The organism is Vibrio pomeroyi, from assembly GCA_041879425.1.
GTDB lineage: Bacteria > Pseudomonadota > Gammaproteobacteria > Enterobacterales > Vibrionaceae > Vibrio > Vibrio pomeroyi_A.
On sequence record CP090855.1, the window covers coordinates 84,643 to 109,678 of the forward strand.

The following is a 25,036-nucleotide window of genomic DNA, read 5'->3' on the forward strand; positions in this document are numbered from 1 at the left end:
AGGAAAAAAGGGAAACACTGTTGCAAAAATCTTACTAATGGCGAGTTTGGGGAGGTCGGATGGACTTAAATGCGGTCACTGTTTTTACACAAGTAGTTGATTGTGGGAGTTTTACACACGCAGCTGAAGCGTTGAACATGACGAAGTCGACCGTCAGTCGAAAACTGGCTGAGCTAGAACAGCACCTAGGTGTGAGATTGATCACTCGTTCGACACGAAGTTTGGTATTAACACCGGAAGGTGAGCGCTTCTATCAATCGAGCATGCAAATGCACGAGATCATGAACCAAGCTGAGCTAGAGGTTTCTGCTAATCAAGATCTGATTCGTGGCCCTTTAAATGTGGTGTTACCTGTCGAGCTGGGTCATCAAGTTCTCGCTAAATACATCCATCGCTTTTTACTAGAATACCCGAGTGTGACGATGAACTTGGAGCTGACTAATCGAGAAGTCGATATTATTGGTGAAGGCATCGATCTTTACGCGCAGATCGGTGAGCTTGCAGATTCTAGTTTGGTTTCTCGTTTTTTGACGACTTCAGGGCGTGTGTTAGTCGCGAGCCCTAAATATTTAGAGCAATTTGGCGAAATTAAAACGCCCAAGGATCTCAAGTCACCATTTCGTATGATTGAGGTCTCGAATAAAGCGGCACGTTTACCCAAATGGAAGTTGAAGCTTGATGATGGAGAGTCTGAGTATATTGAGCTGCCAAGCCAACTGAAGGTGAATACCATTACCGCGTGTTTAACAGCATGTGTCGATGGGTTAGGGCTTGCAGTGCTCCCTGAGTTCATCTGTCGAGAGCATTTTAAATCAGGTCGGTTGGTGCATTTGTTGCCAGAGTATGACATGCCACAAGTCTCGGTTAGCTTGGTGTACGCCGATAGGCAACTCATGCCCAAACGAAAAAACGTGTTTATCGACTATCTACTGACTGCATTTCAAAATAGAGCTAACGAAAAAGCTGAATAAAGGCATATTGAATTGGAAGCAACAGAAGTGATCGAACGCCTAACCTCTGTTTAGTTATAAATCATCGACAATGACCAATAGCATTGATTAGAAAAACGAACCTTCTCACAAGTCCGTTTTTCTTTTTCCGATTACTCAATGTGGTTGTAGGTTAAGTACCGAACTAGCTCTTTTTCTCTGTGTACTCTAGCTTGTAGAAGTGCGCTTCACTTTGTCCGTTCGTAAATTGGTTATATACGCCAGCTTTGAAGTAGCTTAATAGGTGACGCCAGTAGTCAATATCCTGCTCAACTTTACGTTCACCGTTTACGTCAACAATGAGTTTCTTATCACCAACGATTAGGTCAAATGCTGTTGGTTTGCCTTCTGGTGCTTTGCCTAAGTCGTATTGAGAATATGCTACGTCTGATTTGCACATTTCCTTGTCTTGGTTCTTCTTACCGAACGATCCTTTACAAATTACAGCATTATTCTTAATGATTGCCCAGAAATGCCCTTCAACACCATTATTGTCACGTTTCCATACAACACGCAGCAAAGGGTGAGGGACATTGTGAGTACCAAGATCATCTAAGCCTTTGTTGTGTACTTGTAGAAAAGTAATCTCGTCTTGCTTAGAGTCTGAGTTCTTCATCGACTCTTCAGGGTTTATGATCTCAACTTCCGAACTTAATGTGTATGTTTCATTCGCTAAGTCTGTGCGGAAGTTTTCCTGAATGCGTAACTCGTTACGCAGGTGGTCATTCTTCATGGTAAAGACTAGCGCTTCACTTTCTTTGTCGACATAGAAGTTATTGTTCACAATGCCGTCGTAGTTATTATCGAGCGCAAAATAGTCTTTGTTGCCTTTCTTGCCGTTTGGATCTGAAATTTGAAGTTCAGACACTGACAAAACATTTTGGTATTGAGAGTAATTAGAAGGTTCGCCTAAAGCGCCTTCTGGATTCGAAAACTCAACATTAGCGATTGCCGAAGAAGAAAAGGCAAGAAGGGCACAGCTAGCGAGTAGGGTTTTATTCATCAAAATATCTCTTTTGTATTATTATCGGTCAATAAAATATAGATATCACTTTTGAGGTTTATGTGAAAACGCCAGTGTTTGAAATTGTGGTCGGCACCCAGTTTTCTGGTATAAAAATAGAGAGAATTAGGCTTTGATTTGGATTGGTTCTGGAATGTTAAAAGGCGGTTTTTCTTGTTATTACAAGCACAAGGGTGGTGCTTTCTGATTTTGTGTAACCAAGTCATCAAAGCTAACCTTGGAAATACCAAGTTCGTTCACAGCGCTAACTGCCAACCTGTGAACGTGAATAAAGTTGGCAGTTATCGGCACGATCAAACTAGTTCAGCTCTGGTTTCCATTCAACGACTTGTCCATTGCTCAACATAACTTTGATAGACGTCGCTGCTATTGTGACGCCGTTTTGGCTAAACGCTTGGTCAGAGAAGTTCGCAATGATCTTGCTGCCGTCATCAAATACGGTTTGTTGAACATCGCCGTTATCGTCTAACCAGTCGAAATCGACCAACTGTTTATCCCACAATTGCTTGTGTATTGGTTCAAAGCCGTCTTGATAGTGCTTCAATGCCTTAAGCCTTGGGCTCGAACTTGATAAAGCTTCATCTCTTGTTAAGTGGACCATCGCAGGTGTGTTGTATAGCATTGCGGCTAAGTCACGATCTGCTTGTACATTAGTGAACTTGAGACTGTCTGAATGCCAGTGGTGCGTGTTAATCACTTCATCATGGAATACGGCTTGGTATAGTGGAATTCGGTATTGAGGTGAAAACAGCAGCGACTTGTAGGGCTCTTTCACTTTTGCCGATTTGAAGAAAAAGTCCGGTTTATGATCAGGATACCAGCGACCTAAATAATAAGGCGACTTGCGGTTTTCTTTCATGTCTTTGTCCGTCCAACCAAAGCCGACCGTTTCTAAGCCGTGTGCAAACGCTATGCCTTTGGTTGTCAGGCTATTGCCATCTTCAGAACCCAACAGCAAATTTGGTTGTCCACTTAACCATTGTATTCGATTATTGAAGGCAGAAAGCATATCCGACTCGTTGGAATTGTCTCGATAGTTCTCACGCGCCATTGCTGTCGCATCCACATCTAAGAACAAGCTATTGAAGTTGCCGAACCTCATAATGTCTTTAGCGCGCTGCTTTACGTAATCTAAATGGCAATTCGGATTTAGATAATAACCGTTACCTCGGAATCCTTTTTTCAAGCTTCCATCCGCTAGTTCAATCGCACAACTTTGACGCATCGGCTCTGGCAATTGAGCGGTTAGCCAGTTGTCATTTAACTTGGCGGGTATGGCTGTGTTGTAGGAGTCGTAGGTTCCAACCAGATAACCAGACTGTTTAGCCAGTTCTACCGCGTTCGGTTGATAGAAAGCTGGCATCCAATTATCAAAGCCCAGCCAAAGCTTATTCAGGCCTGCTTTATTTAGATTGCTGACCATGTCCGACGACAGGGCTTGTCCCCAAGTTTCAGGTGTATTGAGATAAGAAGACGCGTTCTTAATCAACCAGTTTTTCTTGTTCTGTGCAGCGGTATATTGAGCTTTAATAGCGTTGTCAGTGAGTGTTGGCGTGGCAACAGGGTACAAGCCTTGTAGTGATTGGCTGATAGAGTCCAACAACAGTTGTTTGTGATATTGGCTGAACCAATCTTTGCCTTTAGACAGGGAAGACAGTTCTCGCTTGGCTTCACTTGGAACAATCAGTTTTGACCTCTCTAGGTACCAAGTGTTTAATCCCCACCAGTCGTTCACGCCTTGGATGCTCAATGGGTCTTTACCAAACAGATAAACGTGGCTTGCGCCAATTAGCTTGCTCACGTCAGGATTACGTTTTTGCTTTTCGACAAGCGATTCAGAGAGGCCGTTCTTAACGCGCCAATCTCGGTATTGTTTGGCACCATCTAACCAAGAATCGCCAATTGTTATGCGAATCGAAAAAGGCTGAGACTTGTTCAGCGTGGTAAATTGATGTGATGCGTTCATATCAATGTTGGTGCTTGTCTTAGCGGACGAGTTAGAAAAAAACAGCTGATTATTGGTTGGGTTGATTAACTGATAACTGATGAATTGATCCTTCTGTTGCACTGTCCAAAACGGCATCTTTAAGTCTTGAGTTGTGTTGCTTCCAGAATGATTGTCGACTAGATAGTTTGCCCACTGCTTATTATCGGTAGGCACGCGCATACCTTCGCTAAAGGGCAAAAATAGGGTTTGAGTTTGTTGTTCTGCAAGGTCAAACCAAGCAAGTTCAATGGGTTGGTTTCGCTTTACCTGTGTGTTTGAAGGTAAGGTGAATTGGATAAGAAGATCACCTTGCTTAAGTTCAGCTTCAACACGGATTCCGCTGGGTATCAGCGTCCAAGAAGCCTTGGTTTGTGAGTGAGCGACGAGTTTAGTGACTTTCTGAGGTTGACGATCAACCGTTAGCGCAGCGCTATTCACGCTTAAGCCATTCCAATCTATCGCTAATGTTTTTGTTGAAATCGATATGGTGTCGATGTTGTTGGTATTCGTTAGCGTTATCTGGCTGTCTTGTGCGTTTGCTGAGAACGTACAAGTGCTGAAGAGAGCCGCGATGGCGAAAGACGTAAAGTTAAGGTGGTGACGAACATTGAACATATCTAGGTTCCGTATGAGTAAGTACGGTTATTAAACCTAAGCCGTGTCGGTGCTTTGTCACCTATATGTCTCTATTCTTTCCCTTAGCGGAGAATAGTAATAACGAGCATAACTTTAGAAGGGTACTGAGACACGCTGTACATATTGGACTTCAATCGAGCCTTGATATTCGAACATTTCCACCGAAGCACTTAAGTGTTTGGCTTGATCACCCGAGGGGCTTTCTGTCGGAACTGTTGCTTCATGTGATTTGATTGGGACCTTGAAACCTAACATGTCGTAATTTTCATCAAACCATTGCCAACTCACATTGGTATTAGGACAGTTATCGATCACATTGGGTGGCGTTACGACAATGTGAGGGTCGTTGAGTTTGTTTTCGAGTGTTAACCATCGCTTACTGTCATCTAGCGCAACAATAATAGGGTAGTGGTTCGATCCTATGGTTAATTGATAAACACCAGACTCTGGCTTGATAAACATTTCGCTGGTTTCAATCTCTTGATATTCGACATCAGAATTGAGCTGCCCGTCGATAACCACTTTCCCCTGAGGTGAAACCAAAGAGATACGCTGTGTTTGATCTTCTACTGCTTCATTCAACTGCTCCGCAGACACTTTAATCTGATAGCCTTGTGACGAAAGACCGTGGCGTTTGATAAAGCTGACTTGTATGTGATTGTTGGGTGCAGAGCTTTGTTCAAGAGTGGTTCCACATTGAGTTTGACTGAGTATTTCTTGTTTAACGGGCAACCAAAGTTGGCTATCAAGTGTTTCCTGATTCAGCGCGATTTGTAGCTCCTGCCAAGCAACTTGTGGTTGGTCATCAAGCAGCGATTGATAGGTGTGTTGTAATGGAGTATCAGCAAACCAAGTTGCATGACACGCAAAGGGCGCTGTGCAAAACAGTGCTATTAGCGAGCTTAGTTTCATTGGGATTCTCCTGCCAAACGATAACCAACGCCTCGATGTGTTTCTAGGCGGAGCGTCGGCAACTTCTGACGCAATCGCAGTATGTGATTGTCCACGGTTCTGGTACTTGGGAAGGCTTGGTAACCCCAAATCTTGTTAAGTAATTCATCTCGATGAAACACACGCCCTTGGTTTTGAACAAACAAAACCAATACCTGAAACTCTTTAGGCTTGAGTGCGATAGGGTTGTCATCCAGATAAGCGATTCGTTCCGACAAGTTGATTTGGATGTTGGCGTAGTTCAAGTGGCTAACACCTAATGGACGTAGCTGTGTGATCACCCGAGCAAGCAACTCTTCATTTGAAAATGGTTTAGTCACGTAGTCTTTAGCACCAGCCATCAAGCCTTCAACACGTTGTTGAACTTCCACTTTCGCGGTTAATACAATCACGGGCAGAGCTTTGAGCAGTAACCAATTTGGAAGGTGTTGTAAGCTGTCACCGTCTTCGAGTTGTCGATCAAGGACCACAAGGTCGGCACGTAACCACAGCTTACTGGCGCTCTTTGCATCTTGTGCCCAAAGGCAGTGGTAACCATTGGACTCAAAGAAGCTGGCGAGGCCTTGCCCAAGCAGTTGGTCGTCTTCAATCAGCAATAGGGTATTCATAAGCGATTTCCAAAATACATCGGGTTGGATTACGGAGAATAATGAGACGGCCATTCGCTTGTTTCATCAAGTGTTCGACAATCGTTAGGCCAATGCCCATGTTATCTTGTTTGTGCGCAGTGCTTGGTGTTACTCGGGACGTCAGTCGTTGAACCCAAGAAGGGAACTGACCTTCATCTTGCACTTCTATCGTCAGCTTATCGGCAAGGGTGACCTTAACTAAAACCTTACCTTGACCGTGTTGCTTAGCATTCTTGATCAAGTTATCTAAACAAATGGTCAGCCAGTAATACGGTAGGTTCAGTTCGACTTCGCTTGCTTCACATTGATACTCAATATTGTGTTTTTCACAGACATGGTCGAGCCACTCTTCCAATGATGCGTTCTGTTTTAGCAAAGGCTCTGACTGATCGGAACTTAGGTAAACTTTACTGTTCTGAGTGAGCTGAGATAGCCTTTGATAGTCGGATATTAAACGCCAAACAGCCCCTTGGGTATCATCGGGGAAATCATCGTAGCGGTTTCTGAACATTTCGACGGTTAAGCCAAGGCTAGTGATTGGCGTGCGAAGTTCATGAGTGAGCAGCTGCAATACGAACTGTTTCTCTTTGCGCTCTTTCCTACGTAGATATATGGCACGAGTTAATACGCAAAGTAGCGTTAAGAGTAGTGCGAGAGTTACAAGTTTCATGACAAGCCTGTCGTTGCTCGACTCGCTGAGACACAGGTTACTGTAACGAAAAGAACAGTTTTCACCCGACAAGGTCACTTCTTGTTGCTCGGCGATAGGCTGCCAAACTTCAGATGGAATCGCTTTCCAGCCTTGTTCGCCACTTAACCAAAGCACATCACCTTGTTGCCAAGCGCGGTATCCATTCAGTAGCGCCTCTTTTCCTTTAGTCGTTAAGGTTTTTAGCTCAGTAAATAAAGGGTGCAGGGGATTGCTGATGCTCAGAAAGGGATGAATTTGCTCACTGTTCTCTGGGTAATGCGCTACATAACGATCAGCAAAGCTGCCACCAGCAGGGTGTCGTTTTGAGTGTGCCGCAAACCAGATTGAATCCAACGTTTGTTGCTGACACAAAGCCAGTTCGAATTCGATGGCATCGTTCAAAGAAGGGTTGGTGTTTTCAATCGCTCGGCAGCTATCTTGAATTGTGGCTAGCGCAGCGATCTCTTCCCAACTGAATTTTTTGAAATCCGGGTAGCGGGTGTTTTCCTTAAGAAGAACTTTTGGATACTGAGCTAATTCTTGTTGAGAGACAGAGATAGGAGACGACTGCCAACTGAGTTGATACAGGGTTTGCCACTTGTCTTGCAAACTTTGGGCATTGGCTAGCGTTGGGAGCCAAAGGGTCAAACAAAGGGCTAATGTCAGCCTGCGCATCCAGTCATTCTCGTTAAAAGTCATTTGGGCGAGTCTAAAGAGTTTTGACAGAGATTTGTAACCTGAATGTCAACAAGTGTCCTTTCAATATCAAATTGTGAAGCTGAGTCATGAAATAAATCATAAGCCTACGTTGAACATGCTTTCAGAGAATAAGACTAAAATACAGAAAGTATCATTTATTTGGTTTAAGTTTGATTATTGTGTACTTACTGTTATTTTTGGGCAAGTGGAACTGAATATACTGGGCTTAAACCTAATAAGAGGAACCACCATGAAAACAATCATCAAATCAGTATTGGTAATAAGCATCTTGGCTGCAGGTTCGGCTCAGGCATTTGAACTCACGAGTAATGATATTCAAGAAGGTCATCCTATGGCGAAGACGTTTGAATACTCTAGCTGGGGTTGTGATGGCGACAACTTATCACCTCAGTTGATGTGGAAAGACGCGCCAGCAGGCACCAAAAGCTTTGCGATTACAGCCTACGACCCGGATGCACCAACCGAAAGCGGTTTCTGGCATTGGGTGGCGTTTGATATCCCAACAAGTGTGAATGAGCTTCCACGTGCGGCTGATATTTCAAAGCTAGGCGGTAAGGAAGGTCGCATCGACTACGGAACAGTTGGTTTTGGTGGCGCTTGTCCTCCAGAAAAAGATGGTATGCACCGTTACCAATTCACCGTTTGGGCATTACCAACGGACAAACTCAACTTAGACGAAAACACACCGTCTGCTGTGGTCGGTTTTACGCTGAACAGCATGGCGTTAGAAAAAGCGAGATTAACCACGACTTATACTCGCTAGTTGATTAATAGAGTAATAAGCAATTTTAGCTACAAAAAATACAGCTACAAGAAATCCAACCAAACAAGGGGATGAGATGAATCATCAATATCAAGTGACAGTCTTTCGCGCCGAGCAATTACAGAAGCTGCGTAATGTGAGGATTCTATCCCCTAGTATTATTCAAATAATCACAGGCAGTAAGCGCCTGTTTTGGAAAGAGTCAGTAGCCGAACTCACACACTCAGAGCTGTTGTTGTGTGAAGCATCGGCATCATTGAGTTTTGAGAACATGCCTCATAAAGGACGTTTCCTTTCGCGTGTGTTCAGTTTTCAATTTCAGCCAACTCAAGCAATGCTCGATTTAAGTGAACAGCGAGCTGGTGACTTGAAATTGCCGACCATAGAAGCTGACCGGAGTTTGCAAGATTCGTTGAACGCGTTGTTTACGTTTGATCGCCAAACCATGAGTGCAGCAACCCAACAATTTTGGCTGCAAGGCTTGTATCAGCAATTGGCGGAGAAGGGCGTATTACATCGACTGTTTATTAGCTCAAACGTTTCGTTTAGCCAAAAGCTAAGCCACTATCTTTCCCACTCTCCAGACGAGAAACACCCGTTAGAGTCGGTAGCAGAACGTTTTGCGATGAGTCGTACTACGTTGATTCGCAAACTTAAGCTTGAAGGTATGCAATATCGTGAGGTGTTAGCGGAAGTCCGCTTAAGTCACGCACTGTATCTGATGCAGAATGGCCAACAGAATGTAGCGATGCTGGCTCAGTCTTGTGGTTACCAATCTGAAGGGCGTTTTAGTCAACGTTTTAAAGGTAAGTTTGGTTTATCGCCGAGTGAATACATTAAGACAGTTGCGAGTGATAGAGTCGCAACGCCTTAATCATTCTTCTATTGTTTTATAATTCTTCTACTGATTAAACGCTGACCTTTGTATCTCTTGCAGCAAGTGCGGCAAAAATCGTGCATGCGAAGGCAACGCCAGCGATCAATAGAATCGGAACACTCCAAGATCCCGTTTGTGAATGGAGTTTACCCACCAAAGTCGGGCCAGTCGCCGCTAGGGCATAACCAATGCCTTGAGCCATACCAGACAACGAAGCCGCTTGGCTGCTGTTTGATGTACGCAAGCCAACAAAAGAGAGCGCGATAATAAACGTAGAGCAGTTGGCTAAACCAAAGAGTCCGACCCAAAATATCGCAAAGTCTGGTAAGTACAACAGGCCAATCAATCCAATAAACACACTCGAAGTACACAAGGTAATCAGCCATCGTTGATTATTGCTCTTACCTAAGAACGGCAATAACAGTAGCCCTGGAACCATGGTTGAAAACTGCAGGAATCCATAAATGTAACCCGCATCGATCTCGCTGTAGCCAAGATCGTTCAAAATCTGTGGTAACCAACCCGCCAACGAGTAAAAGGTAAATGAGTTAAGCCCAAGAGCCAACGTTACTTGCCAAGCGATACCACTCTTGATCATCTTTTTCATCGGTACTGGATTTTCTTCGTTCTGCTTAGTGCTTTTAGAAGAAGAACGCTTGGTGATCTTAGGGAGCCAAATCATCAAGGCCAATAGTGGAAATACAAGGTTCATCAACAGCGCTAGTTGCCAGCCCGTCAACGTGAACAAGGTCAGTTCTGAAAATGGAACCATCAAACTAGAGCCTAATGTCGAACCTATCCCCATCGTAAAGATATACAAAGAGGTCACCGTCGCGATGCGTGTCGGGAAGCTAATTTTGACCACTACAGGAAGCAACACGTTACCAATCGCGATACCAAGCCCGATCATCACGGTGCCGATGTATAAAGTCGGAATTGCTCCAAAAGAACGCAGCGTGATACCAGTGGTAATCAAGACCAAAGCCAACAATAAACTAGGTTCAAGCCCAATTCGCTGAGATATTTTGGTCACTAGCGGCGAGAACAGTGCGAACGTTAACAGTGGTAAAGCCGTTAAGAACCCAGCAGCAGAAGAGTTAAGGCTGAGCCCTTCCATAACCTGAGAAAGCACCGGAGCCAAGCTCGTAAACGGCCCACGAAGGTTAAGTGATAGGAATAGAATCCCTAACATGATGAAAATGCTGTTACGAAGTGAGGCGCTCATAGGTTGTTCTACTGTTTGCTTATGAGAAGACAGGCTAGCCTACAGGTCATTGAATGATTACACAAATACCGTTTAAATATGTTTACTAATGATTGAACCAGCGTCGCGCACGCTTTACTAAAGAAGGTAAGCCATGACTGAATTGAACCCAAAAAGTGAACTAAATATAGATCAGCTCACTAGCGACTTCCCATTGTTACAACAACTGATAGCACTTGAAGAGGTGAGTTGGTTTAACCCAAACATCACAACGCTAGAGCAGGGTTTACCTTATGTGGGTTTGGGCGATAAAGACATTCACGATGCAAGCCTGCGATTACAAAGGTTTGCGCCTTATCTGGCAAAGGCTTTCCCTGAAACTCAAATCACTAATGGCATTATTGAGTCTGAGCTTATTGATATCCCAGTGATGAAATCAGGATTGGAAGCGCATTATCATTTACCGATTAAAGGCCGCTTGATGATGAAAAAAGACAGCCACTTACCGATCTCTGGTTCGATCAAAGCGCGTGGCGGCATTTATGAAGTATTAACCCACGCCGAGAAGTTAGCGTTTGAAGCTGGATTACTGAGCGAGAGCGATGATTACAGCAAACTGCTAGAGTCAGAGTTTCGCGAGTTTTTCCAACAATACAGTATTGCCGTAGGTTCGACAGGCAACCTAGGCATGTCCATCGGTATTATGAGTGCCAAGCTTGGCTTTACGGTATCGGTTCACATGTCTGCTGATGCGAGAGCATGGAAGAAGAACAAACTGCGTGAGCATGGTGTCAATGTGGTCGAGTACGAACAAGATTACGGTGTAGCGGTAGTGCAAGGTCGTAAAGAAGCAGAGCAAGACCCGCGTTGTTTCTTCATTGATGATGAAAACTCTCAAACCTTGTTCCTCGGTTATTCGGTGGCCGGAGAAAGGCTCAAACAACAATTCGAACAACAACAGATTGTCGTCGACAAAGAACACCCGTTGTTCGTTTACTTACCATGTGGTGTTGGCGGCGGCCCCGGTGGTGTGGCATTTGGTTTAAAGATGGCTTTTGGTGATGATGTTCACTGTATTTTTGCTGAACCAACTCATTCGCCTTGTATGCTGTTGGGCGTTCACACTGGTTTGCATGACGAAATTGCAGTGCAAGATCTGGGTATTGATAACCTAACTGCCGCAGACGGACTTGCAGTCGGCCGTGCGTCTGGTTTTGTTGGCCGGGCAATGGAACGTTTATTAGATGGCTATTATACATTGACCGACGAACGCATGTATCAACTGTTGAGTGAATTGAATCAAGCCGAAGGTATTCGGTTAGAGCCTTCAGCATTGGCTGGTATGCCGGGCGCAGTGCATGTCGAACACAACCGAGAATATCTGGAGAGGTTAGGCATAACTGAATCTACCTTAAATAACGCGACTCATCTTGTTTGGGCGACAGGCGGCGGCATGGTGCCAGAGCAAGAAATGGCCGCGTATTTAGCTAAGTCTTCGGTGTAAATCGGGTAGAAAGGCAGGCGCTAACTGATGGCTTTCGAGTTTAAATGAAACAATAACTTGCGCAGATCGTTATCCCAAACACATATTTTATAAATTAGGCTTCATAGGTGTTCTAATTATCAGTTAGGTTGAGTGGCATTCAACTTGATAGGGATAGAGCAATGCAAGCACAACAGCCAAATACACCAGAAAAACTCTTACAACGTTTAGATGCGATTGGGGAATCTTTGAAAGCTTCTGGTAAGGCACATGCCTTGTTGGGGCTCGGTTCTGTCGGCATTGAAACGGAACGATTGGACCAACATTCAGACGTGGATTTTTTCGCGATAGTGCAAACGGGGCACAAGCAGTATTTCTTAGACAGCTTGCATTGGTTGTCTGATATCAACCCTATCGACTACGCGGTAAGAAATACGGTCGATGGTTATAAAGTACTTTATGCCGATGGGATATTCTGTGAGTTTGCCGTATTCGAACCTCATGAATTAGCGCATATTCCGTTTGCTGAAGGGCGAATCGTTTGGCAGGAAGCCGACTTTGATACTCAGTGCTGTGTTCCACCAGAAAAAGGTGTCGCTGAAACGAATTCTCAAGAATGGATCATCGGTGAAGCACTAACCAATCTTTATGTGGGTATGTCTCGCTATAACCGAGGTGAAAAGCTTTCTGGGAGTCGTTTTGTTCAATCTTACGCGCTTGATCGTTTGATCGATCTTGTGGATCAAACTGAAAGCCCACAACCTGAATTTGTCGATGAGTTTATGTCTGACAGAAGGCTAGAAGCGCGCTTCCCTAAGTTTGCTCAGCTACTGCCAACCTTTACTCAAGGTTACGAACGCACGGCGGAATCGGCGCTGGCACAGCTTGAATTTTTGAATGCTCGCTTTAACGTCAACCAAGCTATGCGCTCTAGAATTATCGATTTATGTAATTAATACATTTACTTACGATATCCACCTTCAATGGTTTTTGTTTTAAAACGCATCGAAAACTGGTTTCGGTACGTTAGTTTTATTGTCTACCAATAAAAGGGTTGTCGCTAACCCTTATTATTGGTAGGTTTTAATAATGAAATTTACTTCCGTTTCAACTTCAATCTTCTTTTGGTGGTGCTCTATCTAGAGCAGCACGGAATACTCACATTCTTTAGCTGCTGGAAGGTAGTTAAGAATGTCACCAAGAATGTCGTCTCTTTTTATCTCCAGTAGCTTTTATTACTTGGAGATACCCCATGAAAACACCTCAAAACACGAACAAACCAGAAATCATTCTGACTGGAGACCGAGCGACCGGTCCTTTACATCTGGGTCACTATGTCGGTTCACTTCAGCAGCGCACTTCGTTGCAACATATTCACGACCAAACGATATTGGTTGCCGACATGCAGGGCCTTACCGACAATGCACATAACCCTGCCAAGGTTTCGTCTAACATTCTTAATGTGGTGGCGGATTATCTAGCGGTAGGCATCGATCCAACAAAAACCACAATCTGCCTTCAATCACAATTGCCAGCACTGGCTGAACTAACCATGTTCTACAGCAACCTTGTGTCTATTGCTCGTTTGGAACGAAACCCGACCGTTAAAAGTGAGATTCAAAACAAGGAGTTTGGTCGTTCAATTCCGGCTGGCTTTCTGACTTATCCGATTTCACAGGCGGCTGATATCACAGCGTTTAACGCGACCTTGATTCCTGTGGGTGACGACCAATTGCCAATGCTAGAACAGACCAACGAGATAGTGAGAAAGGTTAACTCACTCGCGGGCAAGCCAATTTTAAATGAGTGTAAACCCTTGCTGAGCAATGCCTCTCGTCTTCCGAGCACCGACGGCAAAAGTAAGATGTCTAAATCAATGGGCAACGCTATCAACTTAGGTGCTACCGAAAAAGAGATTCGTGCCGCAGTGAAATCCATGTATACCGACCCAAATCATCTACGAATCGAAGATCCTGGCCAAGTAGAAGGGAACATCGTATTTACCTATCTTGATGCTTTTCATACTGACGCTTACTACGTCAATGAACTAAAAGATCACTACCGCAGAGGCGGGTTAGGGGATGGCCAAACTAAAAAGGTACTGGAAGAGTGTCTACAAGAGATGATTCGCCCGATAAGAGCACGCAGAGCCGAACTGTTGGATGACAAAGCGCAACTCATTGATATCTTACGCCAAGGCACGCAGCTATCGAGAGAAAGAACCGAAACCGTGTTGTTTGATGTTAAAGAACTATTCGGTCTGAACATCTTGTAAGCCTTCCGATTAAAGTAAAATGGGAGCGCAGTCTGTGCTCCCTTTATTCGTTCAAAGTGAGAGGTGAAGATGTATGCTGATCTTGTGTTAGCACGTTGGACATTAGAGTATGTGGCTAAGGCTAAGGCTAATTCGACATTCAGCAGGCAATATTCAGTAACGACGACACAAGGATGATTAATTTGGAAATCAGTCATTTAGATCACTTGGTACTAACCGTTAAAGATATAGAGGTAACGGTAGATTTCTATCAGCGTTTATTAGGTATGAAGCCTATCCAATTCGGAGAAGGTCGCGTGGCGTTGTCATTTGGTAATCAAAAGTTAAACCTTCACCAGTTAGGTAATGAGTTCGAACCAAAAGCAAAGCGCGTGCAAGCGGGCAGTGCTGACCTTTGTTTTATTACCAATACACCCATGGCTGAGGTAATCGAACATATCAAAGCGAACGAAATAGAGATAGAAGAGGGGCCTGTGCCGCGAACAGGTGCGAAGGGAAAAATAGTCTCTGTTTATATTCGAGATCCTGATGGTAATCTGATTGAGGTCTCGAATTATTAGGCTTAAGCGCTAAACCCGTACGCTTTTGTTTACTCTTTTAAAACTCGGCTTTTCACGTTTACTCCGCTTATTACTGGATGTCATCAGCCAAATAAAATACAATCGAACAATGTTTTATTAATTCGTGATTTATCATTATGATGAGAAACTTACTCGCATTCATCGTTAGCCTGTTCTTCTTAACAGCTTGTTCTTCAACGAGTAATCATCAGCTAGACGACAAGACATTGAGCAACGAAGACGCTCTGTCGAAAAGTGTCGAGAAGGATACGAACTTAAACGTAGTTTTGGACGCTAGTGACGAGACCAATGAGGCCTTAGTTCAAGGTACTAGTGCAAAGGTTAAAGCAGAAGCAGAAACTGTTTCAGAAGCGGTCGAAGAGTCTGAAGAGCACTCATCTCAAGTAACAGCGAAACAAGATGAAGTTGAGACCGACAATGAGAAAGGGCTGGGAAGTTATCTATTGCTCAACAACGAGCCGACTAAGAAAGTCATCAAATCGCTCGAGGGAGTCACAGACACCTTGAACGTTCTGACCTTCGGAATATTTGCCACAGGCCACGGTTAATCGAATAGCTCTTACTGAGTACATCCAATCATCGAGAAGGCGAGCCATATGGTTCGCCTTTTTATTTCAGATGCTTATCCATCGATATATTTTAATTCATATCCAACCAGATCGTTGGTTTGCGTCAAGAGACAGTCAATAAAGAAGGTATTTGTTTGTTCTGGAATGGACACGCCGTATTTACGCTGTTCGACTTGTTATATGCATCGAGTGTTTTAATACTCCTCCCAAAGTAAGCAACGAAATCTAATCTTACAAAGACAGTGTCTGATATTCACTCGTGAGCATAGTAGTATGTTTGGCGTGAAATCCGTTATTTAGGTTTAGATATCAATATTCTAGGGAAGAGATATGAAGAATAAGAGTGTATTTTTAAGTGTCGCGATGGTTATGTTGGCGGCTCAAGCAAACGCTTCTGACGCGAGCCATGAGTCGGTAGCAGACAGTGTCATCACCGAACAAAGAGCGAACCTCTCTGAAAACACGCAAGGAAAAGGTTTTGGCCCACAAGCGCCTCGCGATTTAGGTTCAGCTGAAGGAACAAACGCTCGATTGTTTTCGGATGCGCCAGATTCAACAGCCATGAACCTATGTAATATCCACTTCCATAAGAACGCAGAACACAAAGGTGGCGAATTTACCCAATACGCCGGCAACGGTGATGGAAAGGGCTTCCAAAGCGGCTTTAAATACACAGGTAAGTTGAGTGATGCAGAGCTTAAACCATTTGAGGGTGAGGTTTGTCCAAGCGATCATGGCTCTTTGCATTCGGGCGACACCATAGAAGTGCATTACGTATACTCAACGGCACAAGTAGAACCGGGTGAAACGCTTGGTGCTTGTTTCAACGATGCGATTACCAATCCGCAACTGCGTGTTGAGACCCAAGTCTACGTATTAGTGAATGACGACAAAGCACTCGACTTCGAAGCATTGGCTAGGCACTCAAAAGTGAATGGTTTGCACCAAGCAACCAACATTCCACAAAACACTGGCTCAGCGATTCAATACGCCGGTTCTACAACAGGTCCAGGTTATAACGAGCAAGGTTCACCTTTCCAAGTAACATGGAGCGTTCGTCCACAAGTAGCGAAAGTAAACATTGCGACGGTTGGCAGCTGGTGTGAAGGCAATGACTTCAACGAAGATCACGCGCATGGAGTGAGAAACATAGTTGTAAACCCAGAGTTGTTGTCACCAATAGCGAACTAATCTTGTCACGTTGATTTGTAATCAATATTTTTCAAAGGCGAGCCACTAGGTTTGCCTTTTTATGTCTTAACGAAAAATACCTTGGTTCTTGCTTACTAGACATGCTTACTGGGTAAATTACGTGTGACACTTATTCAAAACATGCGCAGCGCGAATCGTTGTTAGTCAAAAACGTTCTTTACCAGAATCAAGGCTGCATGGTACGTTCTGGATCAATCATGCTGACTTATAAGTAAGGACAAGCCGATGTCATTGGAAGGTGCAGTTACATTCTTTATTGCCATGTTTATATTTGGTATCACTCCAGGACCTGGAGTCTTTGCCATTTTAGCTCGTGGCATGGTTCAGGGATGGCGAAAATGCATCACTCTTTCGTTAGGAATGATATGCAGTGATCTTATTTATCTTACGCTTGCCTGTTTTGGTCTCGCGACGATTGCTGAGAATTGGTCGTTTTCTTTCGAGGTGATTCGCTACGTTGGTGCCGCTTATTTGATTTACTTAGGCTACAAGATGTTTAAGAGCCTACCTGAAGTGCAAGGTTCAGCGGAGCTCGCGGCCAAGCAAAGTCAGAAATCAGAACTCGCCAGTTTTGCGCAAGGGTTTTTAATTTCGGCATCAAATCCCAAAGTAATTTTGTTCTATATTTCGTTCTTGCCAACTTTCGTTGATCTAACGGTTTTGCGTTCACAAGATATCGTCTTGGTTTCTGTTTTAGCATCTGTTGCTCTGATGTCCGGTTTAATGCTAATTGCAATGGGGGCGGGCAGAATGGCAAGTTTACTTAAAACGCCACGCGCACATAAAAGATTAAACCAAAGTGCTGGTGGGATAATGATTGCGGCTGGCTCATATTTGGCGATAAATCGATAGATATGGTTTGTTAAGCTTGATTCTTTAAGCACGACTCATTAAACAAAAAGGCGAACCGATGGGTTCGCCTTTTTCGTATAGATTTACGCTTTGTTAGTAAAGTTAAGCGTCTACAAAAATCACTTCACCAGTAAGGAAGCCGTCGACCGAGCGCTCGAATGCCTTGCCGACTAATTTGCTTGGTACGGGTTCAAAACCTGGCATCATTTCACCATACACATCCCACGCTTCAGCGAGCACGGTAGGGTTGATGACATTGATGCGGGTGTTTCTTGGCATCTCATAAGCGACACATTTTACGAAAGTATCAATCGCGCCGCTGGTGGTTGCGTCTGCAATCGCGTAAGGGATTGGCTTCACATTCAAAATGCCGCTAATCAGCGTAAACGAACCACCATCAGCGATGTATTTTTGGCCGATGCGAACAAGATTAATTTGTCCCATCATTTTGCTCGTTACCGTGGTCATCCACTGTTCTTCTGTCATATTTGCAAAGGTGTTGTATTCACAAAGGCCGACTGTGTTCACAACCGCATCAAAGTGCCCGACGTTCTTGTAAAGTGCTTCAATCGATTGTGGATCGGTGATATCAACAAGATGGTCGACATCGCCAGAGCGACCCGCTGTGATTACCTTGTGATTGCCTAAGCCCATTAGTGCTGCTTGACCCATCTTGCCACGTGCGCCGATTAGAATGATTGTTTTCATGTTGTTCTCCGATCTGTATGTGTTTCGTTTCGATGGAAGAACTTTAACTAAATGACTAAACAAGTAGAAACAAAGCTTATTTGTGAGTGTTACTGGTTTTTATTGTGTAGTGTTACACTCATATAGAATCCAATTTCATGGAAGTAGGTGAGTGTGAGCAAATTAGATCGATTAGACATAAAGCAACTTAGGGTTTTTCAAGCGTTAATACGTGAAGAGAACGCGTCTAAAGCTGCCAATCAACTAGGGATGACTCAGCAAGCCGTCAGTGAGCATTTAAAGAAACTGCGTGAAGTGTTCGACGATAGGTTGTTTGTGAGGAAGACCAATGGCTTTGTTCCAACGACATTTGCTCAAGAACTTTCTGTTGGTGTAGATCGTCTGCTTATCGATTTCAACTTACTGTTATCAAAGACTAACTTTGTGCCAGAGAAAGCAAAAGGGACGTTTGTGGTTGCGGCTACAGATTATGCCCAGCAGATTATTTTACCGAGTTTGATTGCAAAGCTTAGGGAGCAAGCTCCGGAACTAAAGCTCATTGTACGTGACTTCGAAATCGATAACCTACACGAGTTAATGGAAAGCGGTAAGGTCAATTTAGCTATCGCATTCCCTGATTACATTCCAGACAGCTATAAGGTCATTAAGTTGTTTGAAGAGCACCATGTTTGCGTCACTTCACCTCATTCCTCTATCGCACACACAAACCCTTCGTTAGAGGAGGTGGCGAGTTACCCCACGATCATCGTTTCACCATCTCGCTCAAACTTTAAAGGTTCGATTGACGAATGGTTTGGGAAATTCGGTTTAAAGCGCAATGTCGTGGTTTCCGCTCCGTGCTTCTCTATCGTACCCATGTATCTAAACACTACTGACTCGATTGCCTTCCTACCATCGAGAGCGATAGAAGGGCTGAATCTAATTACTCTTCCAATGGAACAATCACCAGAGAGTTTCGATGTGATAGCCGCATGGCACCCAAGATACAACGATGATCCGCTACAAAAATGGGTCACATCTTTATTAGAAATCGATTAGTGGGAAGAGTGTCTTTGCATCGCAACGCATCAAGGAAGGCTCTTATTGGGCTGTCTATGTGATTTGATTATGTTGTTCCTACCTGAACTGACGCTACATTAACGGGTGTTTTTGCACTTATTTATTAAGCGATATTTCTTCCCTTTAACTTGATATCCAACTACTTGATTTCCAATTAATTGACTTTTTTGAATGATTTTTCGTGTTGCACAAATGTGATCAGCATATATTTTTTATATTCTTCAGCTAAAGTTATCGGGCTTTTAACAGATAAAGGAATAGTGGTGAGCTTGAACACGAGAGAAAACGTGCGAGCTTTGGTTTCATTTTTTGAAACCTTTAGAGAAATTTTAACAAACTTGCGTCGAGACAACCGAAATGAAGAAAACAATCCTATTTGCCGTTTTTATAATGTTTGGCATTGCCGTCGCTGCGAGTATGGCGTCAACTTATTTCATCTCAAGCGAAAAAATTGATGAGATAATATTGAACAAATCTCAAGTTCAAGCTGAGTTCTTGGCTGGGAACGCTGGGTATATCTTAGAGAATTCGGACAACCCAGTTCAAGATTTACAAAAGCTGGTGGGTGAACTGAAACAGCGATCTGATGTGACTTATGCCATTGTTATTGATAGCAACGTAAGTGCTATCGCACACAGCGATAAAAATAAGCTCAATAAAGTTTATGAAGATAGTTATACCGTTGAAGGTGCAACCAAAGGCGTACAACAGTATTCGAAGTGGTACGCAGATGTTCAACAAGTGTGGGTGTTTGACATCATGGCACCTATCTACGTCAACGGTGAGCTGTACGGTACTTTTGATATCGGTATCCCTATCACAGAGGTTAGCCAAGCAACGAATGGCATTATTAGCTATCAGCTCGCTTCGATGGTTTTCATTTTTGTTGTTTGTCTCGTTCTTCTATCGTTTCTTCTGAACAAACTGATGCAGCCTCTCTTGGTACTAAAAAACACACTACGAGATATTTCTGAAGGTGATGGCGATCTATCAGTACGTCTGCCGATCAAAGGGAATGATGAAGTTGCTCAAATCTCAACGGCTTTCAATGTGTTTGTTGGTAAGGTCCACGAGATAATTACCCAAACGGTGAATACGGGTGTTGAATTAAATAGCACCGCTATTGGTCTTCGTGAGCAATCGCAGCAAGCATTGCAAAGAGGACAAGAACAGAACGAACAAACTATGTTGGTCGTGACGTCTATGAATGAAATGATTGCCACGGTCAATGAAATTGCATCTAGCGCGGCCAGTGCGGCCAGTGCGGCAAATATGGCTGCGAGTGAAACTCAAGAAGGTCATAAGACAATCGAAAAAACGTCGACTTCAATTTTGAATCTTGAAGCAGAGATGAATAGTGCTTCTGACATCATCGTGAGCCTTGCTGATAATACACAGTCCATCGGTACGATTCTTGACGTTATTCGAGGTATCTCTGAGCAAACAAACTTGCTTGCACTAAACGCTGCAATTGAAGCTGCGCGTGCTGGTGAGGCTGGCCGAGGCTTCGCTGTCGTTGCTGATGAAGTTCGTAATCTTGCGACAAAAACTGCGCAGTCTACCGATGAAATTGACAACATGATCAACCAACTTCAAACCGAAGCTAAGAACGCTGTTAGCTCGATGAGTAATAGTAAGAGCTTAATTGAAGACGGTACGACTGAAACAGAAATGGCTCGCCAAGCTTTGGAGAAAATTTCTACACAAGTTTTGGCCATTCTCGATATTAACACTCAAGTTGCCACAGCAACTGAGCAGCAATCAGCGGTGGCGAATGAAATTAATATGAACATGGATACGGTTAATAGCTCAGTCAAAAACGGTTTGAGCGCAAGTGAGAAGTTAGAGCAATCAAGCCAGCAGCTGGCAGAGTTGTCACAAGTTCTCGATCGTTATGTTGGTTCATTTAAAATCTAGACTTCCCAACATACCTCTTTAAGAGATGTGTGAGTCTCCAGTTATTGAATAGCGCTTATGTCATACATGAGCGCTATTTTTTTGCGATATGCAGACGCAGATACTCCGATAGAGCGCAACAGAAATGAAGAATGTACCTGCAGTGTAATATCGTGACAATTTAGCTCATTCAAAACAACGCGATCAAATAAGACAGCGACAACAAGGCGTTAATTTTCATCCTCTCATGCGCAAGGTCTAAAAATCGACTAAACAACAACTCTGACGCGACACATAAGGTGTCCCGCATCTCATCACGATGTATAGTTATTGATAATTCATTCAGTAATTGTATCTGTAGTTGTCAGTTGATGTGGGTGTTATGAAGAAAAACGGATTTACTTTAATGGAATTAATCATTGTGATCGTGATACTTGGAGTATTGGCCGTTACAACAGCCCCGAGGTTCCTCAATATTCAAGAGTCAGCGAGAGAAGCAGTACTTGAAGGTGTTGCGGGTGCGATGGAAGGCGTGATCACGCAGGTGACTTCTAAAGCTATTATCGCAGGGCTTGATCCTGACGCATCAAATCCAGGTGATCAGAGTAACTATGTAATCGATTTTGGTATCGGTAGCGTTGAGGTCGATTGGGGAACGCTTTGTCCTGAGAGCCGAGGGGAGTCAGGTGACCAATTAGATATGATTGATTTCCTTACTTTGTCAGAAGACGATAGCTTAACTTCTGATTTCGGTAACCGACATACTGTAGTTGGGTATGATTACAATTTTACCCAAGCTGAATTAGATAGCACGAACATAACGGATGCGGATCTAGAGACGCGCCAAGGTTGCTTTGTGCTTTATGACTCTTTTGGCCGAACAAATGGCAGCCAGTGTCCTGCTGAAGGATGTGAGTGTACAGTTCGTATTGTGAACAACAATTGTTAAACCGAACCCTTTAACTGATTTTTAGACTTCGAATAAAAAGCGCGTTATTACCGATTGGTAGTAACGCGCTTTTTTGTATTAGCTTATTGGTCTATTTTAGTTTGCTAACGCAGCATCTGCTGGTGGCAAGTCACGCTTCTTAATCACGTAACGTAAGCGAAGTAGCATAAGAGCTGCTGACACACTCAAGCCCGTCAGAATACCAATCCAAAAGCCTTCTTCACCCATTGCAGGAACAATGTGGTCTGTTAAGCCCAATACCATGCCCAATGGCAGTGCTAAGCCCCAGTATGAAGCGATGGCTAAGATCATCGGGATCTTAGTGTCTTTATAGCCACGCAGTGCGCCGTTAGCAGACGTTTGCAGTGCATCACTGAATTGGTACATAGCGGTAAAGGTCAACAATACTGCTGCTGTCGCGCTTATCGCTGGGTCAGTGGTGTAAAGTCTAATAATCCACTCTGGGAACAGAAGGAACATCGCTACTGAAAGCAATGAAATCAACGCTGCAACCAAGATACCGACTTTACTGCGTTCAATCGCGCCAAGTTCATCTTTTTCACCCAAAGCGTGCCCAACACGAATCGTAATACCAAATGAGATACTCATCGGAATCACGTAAGTTAGGCTCGATATGTTAAGTGCAATTTGTGCGGCTGCCACGTTCTCTGCACCAATACGGCCAATCATCAGTGCGATTACCGCAAAGATGCTGCCACATACCGCGATGTTCATGCCGATAGGTAAACCTAACCTTAGAAGGTGAAGCATCTCTCTTGCTTTTGGTTTAGCGTCTGTAAAGCTGATGATGGTTTTGTAGTGGTGATGACCTTTAATGTAGGAATAGAGCATTCCCGACATTAGCCAATACACCAAGCTTGTCGCCCAGCCACAACCCACAGCGCCCATTTCAGGGAAACCAAACTTACCGTAAATAAGCACGTAGTTGACTGGAATATTAATCAGCAAACCAATGACCGAAATGATCATAGGTACTTTGGTGTTGTTCATCCCTTCACAGAAGCCGTTCAAGGTGTAGAACAGGGCAATCCCCGGCACACCAAAGGCTAGAGCAAACGCATAGTCACTGCCAATTGGAATGATCTCAGCGGCTACGCCAATCCATTCTAAGATCGGTTTCGCACTCACCAAATAAGCGATGAGGAGCACGCTAGCAATTAATGCCAACCAAACCATCTGGAAGAACTCGACAGAGATGCTCTGGAAGTCACGTGCGCCGCGGTGGTACGCGACAACAGGCGTTAACGCCATGATCACGCCACGTAGCAAAAGCAACACTGGAATCCAAAGGCTGGTGCCAAGTGCAATAGCGGCGAGATCGGCAGGGCTTACTTGGCCAGCCATTGTCGTATCGACAAATCCCATCGCTTGGGTCGCTATTTGAGTCAAAATGATTGGAACCGAAAGATGCATAAGCGCACCCGATTCACGAGTAAAAGGACGAAATTTCGTTAGCATGGAAGTTCACAACACCAATATAAATACACGAATGATGGCAGGATGGCCGGTGTGCATTTTAGGATGTGCCCCGTTGGGCGGGCGACAATATAAACACCTTACCGTATAGGGTCAAGCTTTGGATTTATAGAGTTTCACTTGTTCCGAGGTACGGATAGGTTCTGATCGTTACAACACGGGTTTAACGCGCGTAAGTTCATGATTTCGTGAGAATCATGCGAGGTAGTTAAATTTAACATTTGCTACGCTAATCACTAAGGTTTAGGTATGGGGTTATTGTTATGGGAAGATAAAGGGATGTACACTTAATGGCATAAGTAACTAGGTCAAAACATTCATGTAATCATGGGATTTTTGAGTCTATTAGTATGTCGGCTTTCACTTTGGATTATTAAATAATCATGGTACAAAACTATAAGGTAATTGACAGCACAAACGGTCGTACAAAAGGCTATTTAAAGGAAGTTTGTTTTAGAAATGAAGAATTAAAGCAAAAAGTTGGTCTGTGGAAATGGGCTGTTTTAACGCTCATCGAGATGATCGTCGGTGCAGAGCTTTTAGAAAGTTTAGTTACTACTGGGTCTGTTCTTCCATATAGAAACTTGAAAAAAGGAGATAGTGAAGAGTATGGAAATGAATTACACCTCGCTTTGCATATTCCTGCTGGCTTAGTAACTAATTTATTAAGAAAGCAAGTAATTGAGCTTTTATACTATAAATATTGTCTACATTATTTAATCTTAGAGCCTGTTGGTGAGTGTGATGTAAACAGTGAATCCAAAACCATAGACTGCTCTAGAACTAGATTTAGGGCTAGGAAAAATGTCTTCTATCAATTCATAGCGTTGAGAAGAGTTTATGAACTATTTTGGCTTATTTTTAATATAGCGATCGATTTACTAGTTTATCTAGCAACAACAGATATCAAACTCGTATTATTATCAGCACTTACTGTAGAAGCTATGAGAAGGCTATTACGTGTGTGAGAGTTATTTAAATTCGTTAAAAAATATAATTAGTACGCTTTTTTCCTAGCGTGATAGCTAGAAAATTGTCCGTTTAAGTGCTCGCTAGGATATTTGCAAATTATGGAGGCGTTGTGGAAAGTCGGATTCCGTTACCAACAGATAATATTTATAAATTTTATGCGTTATTTGGCTTGCTATTAGTCATTTTTGCATCTGGTGCATTATTGTTCGTTAATCAGTCATCGAATAATCTAATATATGAGCTTACCGTCGATCACCGAAAGTTGAGTAACACTCCAGAACAAGCACGCTCTTTAGAAGAAGAAGCTCGACTTCAAATTATCGAAAGTAAGCTACAAGTATCTAGTAGCAATAAAAACTTCTTCATCGCATGCATTAGTGTGATTATAACAATTGGTAGTTTAATGGTCGGTTATGGATTTAGAACTTGGCATACGGTTATACAACCCTTGCAAGATGAAATAACTCGACTCAATATTAAGAAACTTAAACAAGAGGTTGGTGAGGAATAAT

Annotated in this window: 23 protein-coding genes; 15 read left to right on the plus strand and 8 right to left on the minus strand. The window is 43.4% G+C overall.

Annotated features, from left to right (window positions below; genetic code table 11):
- The first annotated feature begins 59 nt into the window (after window positions 1-59).
- On the plus strand, window positions 60-971 hold the full coding sequence (locus tag L0992_16400) for a LysR family transcriptional regulator (protein ID XGB69628.1): 912 nt from the start codon (window positions 60-62) through the stop codon (window positions 969-971).
- 163 nt (window positions 972-1,134) lie between these two features.
- Here L0992_16400 and L0992_16405 read toward each other — a convergent pair whose 3' ends face one another.
- The 5 genes from L0992_16405 to L0992_16425 form a co-directional block, all read right to left on the minus strand.
- Complete coding sequence (locus L0992_16405; protein ID XGB69629.1) at window positions 1,135-1,992, minus strand: polysaccharide lyase family 7 protein; 858 nt, start codon at window positions 1,990-1,992, stop codon at window positions 1,135-1,137.
- A 319-nt stretch (window positions 1,993-2,311) separates the two neighbouring features.
- A complete protein-coding gene (locus L0992_16410; GenBank protein XGB69630.1) occupies window positions 2,312-4,615 on the minus strand; it encodes a glycoside hydrolase in 2,304 nt (767 codons plus the stop codon).
- Window positions 4,616-4,729: 114 nt separating this feature from the next.
- Window positions 4,730-5,548, minus strand: coding sequence for a DUF2861 family protein (locus tag L0992_16415; protein ID XGB69631.1), 819 nt, complete (start codon window positions 5,546-5,548; stop codon window positions 4,730-4,732).
- Entirely contained in the window at window positions 5,545-6,195 is a 651-nt protein-coding gene (locus L0992_16420; GenBank protein ID XGB69632.1) for a response regulator transcription factor, read from the minus strand. The genes L0992_16415 and L0992_16420 overlap by 4 nt, the downstream gene beginning before the upstream one ends.
- Window positions 6,173-7,582, minus strand: a complete 1,410-nt coding sequence (locus tag L0992_16425) for a sensor histidine kinase (protein XGB70362.1) — start codon at window positions 7,580-7,582, stop codon at window positions 6,173-6,175. Before L0992_16425 ends, L0992_16420 begins: the two co-directional genes overlap by 23 nt.
- Window positions 7,583-7,856: 274 nt before the next feature.
- Here L0992_16425 and L0992_16430 point away from each other — a divergent pair, with 274 nt between their 5' ends.
- Together L0992_16430 and L0992_16435 are read left to right on the plus strand one after the other, a co-directional pair.
- The gene (locus tag L0992_16430; GenBank protein ID XGB69633.1) at window positions 7,857-8,390 is read left to right on the plus strand and encodes a YbhB/YbcL family Raf kinase inhibitor-like protein; all 534 of its coding nucleotides are present in this window, start codon (window positions 7,857-7,859) and stop codon (window positions 8,388-8,390) included.
- Between the two features lie 76 nt (window positions 8,391-8,466).
- A complete protein-coding gene (locus L0992_16435; GenBank protein XGB69634.1) occupies window positions 8,467-9,264 on the plus strand; it encodes a helix-turn-helix transcriptional regulator in 798 nt (265 codons plus the stop codon).
- A gap of 34 nt (window positions 9,265-9,298) precedes the next feature.
- On the opposite strand, the gene L0992_16440 is transcribed toward L0992_16435, so the two are convergent.
- Entirely contained in the window at window positions 9,299-10,492 is a 1,194-nt protein-coding gene (locus L0992_16440; protein XGB69635.1) for an MFS transporter, read from the minus strand.
- A 133-nt stretch (window positions 10,493-10,625) separates the two neighbouring features.
- Here L0992_16440 and L0992_16445 point away from each other — a divergent pair, with 133 nt between their 5' ends.
- The 7 genes from L0992_16445 (at window position 10,626) to L0992_16475 (ending at window position 17,443) form a co-directional block, all read left to right on the plus strand.
- The gene (locus L0992_16445; GenBank protein ID XGB69636.1) at window positions 10,626-11,975 is read left to right on the plus strand and encodes a D-serine ammonia-lyase; all 1,350 of its coding nucleotides are present in this window, start codon (window positions 10,626-10,628) and stop codon (window positions 11,973-11,975) included.
- Between the two features lie 161 nt (window positions 11,976-12,136).
- On the plus strand, window positions 12,137-12,910 hold the full coding sequence (locus L0992_16450; protein ID XGB69637.1) for a hypothetical protein: 774 nt from the start codon (window positions 12,137-12,139) through the stop codon (window positions 12,908-12,910).
- Between the two features lie 296 nt (window positions 12,911-13,206).
- Window positions 13,207-14,229: a tryptophan--tRNA ligase gene (gene trpS / locus L0992_16455; protein XGB69638.1), complete on the plus strand. Its 1,023-nt coding sequence runs from the start codon at window positions 13,207-13,209 to the stop codon at window positions 14,227-14,229.
- Window positions 14,230-14,411: 182 nt separating this feature from the next.
- Window positions 14,412-14,789, plus strand: a complete 378-nt coding sequence (locus L0992_16460) for a VOC family protein (protein ID XGB69639.1) — start codon at window positions 14,412-14,414, stop codon at window positions 14,787-14,789.
- A 137-nt stretch (window positions 14,790-14,926) separates the two neighbouring features.
- On the plus strand, window positions 14,927-15,358 hold the full coding sequence (locus tag L0992_16465; GenBank protein ID XGB69640.1) for a hypothetical protein: 432 nt from the start codon (window positions 14,927-14,929) through the stop codon (window positions 15,356-15,358).
- 351 nt (window positions 15,359-15,709) lie between these two features.
- Window positions 15,710-16,570: a hypothetical protein gene (locus L0992_16470; GenBank protein ID XGB69641.1), complete on the plus strand. Its 861-nt coding sequence runs from the start codon at window positions 15,710-15,712 to the stop codon at window positions 16,568-16,570.
- Between the two features lie 246 nt (window positions 16,571-16,816).
- Window positions 16,817-17,443 (plus strand): LysE family translocator, encoded by a 627-nt coding sequence (locus L0992_16475; protein XGB69642.1) that lies wholly within the window; start codon window positions 16,817-16,819, stop codon window positions 17,441-17,443.
- Between the two features lie 102 nt (window positions 17,444-17,545).
- Here the strand turns inward: L0992_16475 and L0992_16480 are convergent, their stop codons facing one another.
- Window positions 17,546-18,151 carry a short chain dehydrogenase gene (locus tag L0992_16480; GenBank protein ID XGB69643.1) on the minus strand — a complete coding sequence of 202 codons (606 nt, stop codon included), beginning with the start codon at window positions 18,149-18,151 and terminating at the stop codon, window positions 17,546-17,548.
- Between the two features lie 153 nt (window positions 18,152-18,304).
- Between L0992_16480 and L0992_16485 the strand changes: the two genes are divergently transcribed.
- The 3 genes from L0992_16485 to L0992_16495 all read left to right on the plus strand — a co-directional run bounded on the left by L0992_16485 (window position 18,305) and on the right by L0992_16495 (window position 22,055).
- Window positions 18,305-19,189, plus strand: coding sequence for a LysR family transcriptional regulator (locus tag L0992_16485; GenBank protein XGB69644.1), 885 nt, complete (start codon window positions 18,305-18,307; stop codon window positions 19,187-19,189).
- A gap of 411 nt (window positions 19,190-19,600) precedes the next feature.
- Window positions 19,601-21,127 carry a methyl-accepting chemotaxis protein gene (locus L0992_16490; GenBank protein XGB70363.1) on the plus strand — a complete coding sequence of 509 codons (1,527 nt, stop codon included), beginning with the start codon at window positions 19,601-19,603 and terminating at the stop codon, window positions 21,125-21,127.
- Between the two features lie 385 nt (window positions 21,128-21,512).
- Window positions 21,513-22,055, plus strand: coding sequence for a type II secretion system GspH family protein (locus tag L0992_16495; protein XGB69645.1), 543 nt, complete (start codon window positions 21,513-21,515; stop codon window positions 22,053-22,055).
- Window positions 22,056-22,151: 96 nt separating this feature from the next.
- Here the strand turns inward: L0992_16495 and L0992_16500 are convergent, their stop codons facing one another.
- Complete coding sequence (locus L0992_16500) at window positions 22,152-23,534, minus strand: MATE family efflux transporter (protein ID XGB69646.1); 1,383 nt, start codon at window positions 23,532-23,534, stop codon at window positions 22,152-22,154.
- 401 nt (window positions 23,535-23,935) lie between these two features.
- Here L0992_16500 and L0992_16505 point away from each other — a divergent pair, with 401 nt between their 5' ends.
- The gene (locus L0992_16505) at window positions 23,936-24,520 is read left to right on the plus strand and encodes a hypothetical protein (GenBank protein XGB69647.1); all 585 of its coding nucleotides are present in this window, start codon (window positions 23,936-23,938) and stop codon (window positions 24,518-24,520) included.
- A gap of 113 nt (window positions 24,521-24,633) precedes the next feature.
- Complete coding sequence (locus L0992_16510) at window positions 24,634-25,035, plus strand: hypothetical protein (GenBank protein ID XGB69648.1); 402 nt, start codon at window positions 24,634-24,636, stop codon at window positions 25,033-25,035.
- Window position 25,036: the final 1 nt, after the last annotated feature.